3 protein-coding genes are annotated in these 3,193 nt (G+C 37.5%); all 3 read left to right on the plus strand.

Features of this window, described 5'->3' with window-relative positions; genetic code table 11:
* Positions 1-1,173: SLC13 family permease (locus tag H5072_RS15395; protein ID WP_182694019.1), on the plus strand; the 1,173-nt coding region annotated here is incomplete at its 5' end.
* A gap of 93 nt (positions 1,174-1,266) precedes the next feature.
* The gene (cysC, locus tag H5072_RS15400) at positions 1,267-1,872 is read left to right on the plus strand and encodes an adenylyl-sulfate kinase (protein WP_182694020.1); all 606 of its coding nucleotides are present in this window, start codon (positions 1,267-1,269) and stop codon (positions 1,870-1,872) included.
* Positions 1,873-1,956: 84 nt separating this feature from the next.
* On the plus strand, positions 1,957-2,913 hold the full coding sequence (locus H5072_RS15405; RefSeq protein ID WP_154904286.1) for a DHH family phosphoesterase: 957 nt from the start codon (positions 1,957-1,959) through the stop codon (positions 2,911-2,913).
* Positions 2,914-3,193 lie beyond the last annotated feature (280 nt).

The following is a 3,193-nucleotide window of genomic DNA, read 5'->3' on the forward strand; positions in this document are numbered from 1 at the left end:
ATGTATTTTTGCACGAATATGTTACCCAGTATTGAGCAAAAAAAGGCGACCTCTGAAGGGTATTTTATTGATGCTAAGGTTGCTGAAAACTCTGAGCTTATCGGGCGTTCCGTTGAAGCTAATGGCTTAAGGCATTTAGAGTCATTGTTTTTAGTTGAAATAGTGAGAAAGGGGCACTTAATTAGCCCTGTGTCTCCTTCGGAGGTTATACAGTGCTCTGATAGGCTTATATTTTGTGGCGAAGTTACTAAGTTACTTCAGCTTGGACAATTTACAGGCTTAGAGATTTTTGCTGAAAAAAACGGTACGTTAAATAGTAATTTAACTGAAGTAGTAGTTAGACAGGAAAGTATTATTGTTGGTAAAACCTTAAAAACAACAGGTTTTAGGGCTTTATTTGATGCCGCTGTAGTTGCAATTAGACGCGATGGTGAGCAGGTCTCTGGAAAGTTAGGAGATGTTGTAATTCGTTCTGGTGACTTTTTAGTCTTAGCGGTGGGTAAAGATTACAAAACAAGAACCAATATTAATAAAAACTTTTTAGTACTTTCTGGTGTTGAGCCTGAATCAAGAATAAATGGGTGGCGTGCTTGGCTATCTATTGGTGGGTTTATTTCAATCATTGTACTGGCCGCTTTTGGTATTCTAGATTTATTAGAAGGTTTAGTATTATTACTCGGAGCGTTATTATTCACTCGTAGTTTAACTACGAATGAGCTGGTTAGACGCTTTCCAGTTGATATTTGGTTAGTTGTTTCGTCGGCAATTTTGCTTTCAAATGCTTTAGTTAATTCTGGTGTAGTAGTTACATTAGGCGATTTTATTGGCCAGTATAACGATCCGAGTTATGTATATATTGCTTTAATTTTTGTTTATATAGCAACTTGGTTAATGACTGAGTTTGTGACTAATAACGCGGCAGCTGCATTAATGTTTCCTATAGGTTATACCATTGCCCTGGGGTTTGGAGTAGATGTATTGCCGTTTGTTATGACAGTTGCTTTTGCTGCAAGTGGAAGCTTTATAAGCCCTTATGGTTATCAAACTAATTTAATGGTTTTTAATGCCGGTAACTATAGATTAAATGACTTTGTTAAAATGGGCTTACCTGTCAGTGTTGTTTATGCAGTGGTTGTTTTAGTTTGTATTCCGGTGTTTTTTCCGTTTAAGTAGACATGTAATGGACTATGGTGTCACATTTTAAATTATATTACGTCGGTGTGGGGTTACCTCGGGCCGTACAAGAATAAAAGGTAAGGTATATTAATGAGCCAGGATGAAAATATAGTATGGCACACGCAAACGGTGTCACGAGAACAAAAGCAAGGTCATAAAGGACATAAGCCGGTTTTGCTTTGGTATACGGGATTAAGTGGCTCAGGTAAATCGACTATTGCTAATGCGGTGGAATCAAAATTATTTGAATTAGGTTGTCATACTTATTTGTTAGATGGTGACAATGTTCGTATGGGTCTAAATAAAGGGCTCACATTTAGCGATGAAGACCGTATTGAAAATATTCGTCGTATTAGTGAAGTTGCTAAGTTATTTGTTGATGCTGGCTTAATAGTGTCGACAGCATTTATTTCTCCATTTGCTACAGATCGTGCCCAGGCTCGCAGTATTATGACCAACGGTGAGTTTATTGAGGTGTTTATTGATACTCCAATAGAAGTATGCGAAAGCCGCGATCCTAAAGGTTTGTATAAAAAAGCGAGAGCTGGCGAAATACCTAACTTTACGGGGATTAGCTCTGCTTTTGATGTACCAATATCACCAGAGTTACATGTAAAAACAGCACAGCAAAGTATTGAACAAAGTGTTGAGCAAATTATTCAGTATTTAAAAGAAAAAGAAGTTATAAAATTATAGGTATTCAGACTTTGATACCTGAATAATTTAAAGATTAACCGCTTAGTTAAGCAAAGTACTTTGTTTTCTGACTTTGAGACTATTATGAAATACGATGTTTTTAATGGTGATGCTGATGGTATTATCGCATTACTTCAGTTACAACTCGCTAATCCGACAGACACAGTTAAAGTAACTGGGGTTAAGCGTGATATTCAGTTACTAAAAAAAGTAACACCACAATCAGGCGACTGTATTCGTGTGCTTGATATTTCAATGGAAAAAAATATGCCAGCTCTTCATGATGCTTTAACGGCTGGCGCTAAAGTTATGTATGTTGACCATCACAAAGCAGGTGACATTCCTAATCACGCAAATTTATTTCCTCATATAGATCTGGATGCAAATATGTGCACCAGTTTAATTGTGAGTGATTTACTTAATAATCAATTCCACCTGTGGGCAATTACTGCTGCATATGGGGATAATTTATTTGCAAAGGCTGATGCTGAAGCTGATAAGTTAAAACTGACTGAATTACAAAAATCGCAGCTAAAAGCATTCGGTACGTATATTAATTATAATGGTTATGGGAGTGAAGTTGCTGATTTACATTTTTCTCCAGAAGATCTTTACGAGCAACTTTTGCAATATAAATCGCCGCTTGATGCCATTAACGATGAAAACTCTGCTTACTATACTTTAGAGCGTGCTTATAAAGCTGATATGAAAAAAGCTGCAGGAGCCAAAGTCCTGCATGATTGTGATACTGCCAAAGTTATTTTATTAGATGATGAGCCTTGGGCGCGTCGTGTTAGTGGTGTATTAGGTAATGATTTAGCTAACCAAGCTCCGACTAAAGCGCATGGTGTTGTTACAAGCAATAATAAGGGAAGTTATACTGTTAGTGTACGCGCTCCGCTTAGTAATAAGCAGGGAGCTGTTGATATATGTAGTAAGTTTGCAACTGGTGGTGGGCGAGCGGCTGCTGCTGGAATTAATGAGCTGCCTGAGTCGCAACTTTCAAATTTTATAACTGAACTAGTAGGTTACTATAAGTAATGTATTTAGATGAGTTCTAAATCTTATTTATTAAGTGAATAAGTAATAGTTATCAACACAGAGGGTACAGAGAAGTGAAGGAGAGGAGCTAATAACTTCTCCGTGTAGCGCGAAGCGCCTCGGTGCTCTCGGTGGTATAATTGTTTTGGGCTAAATGCTTATAAAGTGATTAAGACATTATTATCACCACCGAGAAGATAAGGAGAAGTGAAAGAGAAGATCTAAGAACTTCTCCGTGTAGCGCGAAGCGCCTCTGTGCTCTCGGTGGTAAAATTGTTTT

The organism is Pseudoalteromonas sp. SR45-5, from assembly GCF_014163565.1.
In the GTDB taxonomy this organism is placed as follows: Bacteria; Pseudomonadota; Gammaproteobacteria; order Enterobacterales; family Alteromonadaceae; genus Pseudoalteromonas; species Pseudoalteromonas distincta.

Bases quoted from the DNA above. Each gene is read 5' to 3' on its own strand.
- H5072_RS15405 (WP_154904286.1), top strand. From the start codon at position 1,957: ATGAAATACGATGTTTTTAATGGTGATGCTGATGGTATTATCGCATTA.
- cysC (WP_182694020.1), top strand. From the start codon at position 1,267: ATGAGCCAGGATGAAAATATAGTATGGCACACGCAAACGGTGTCACGA.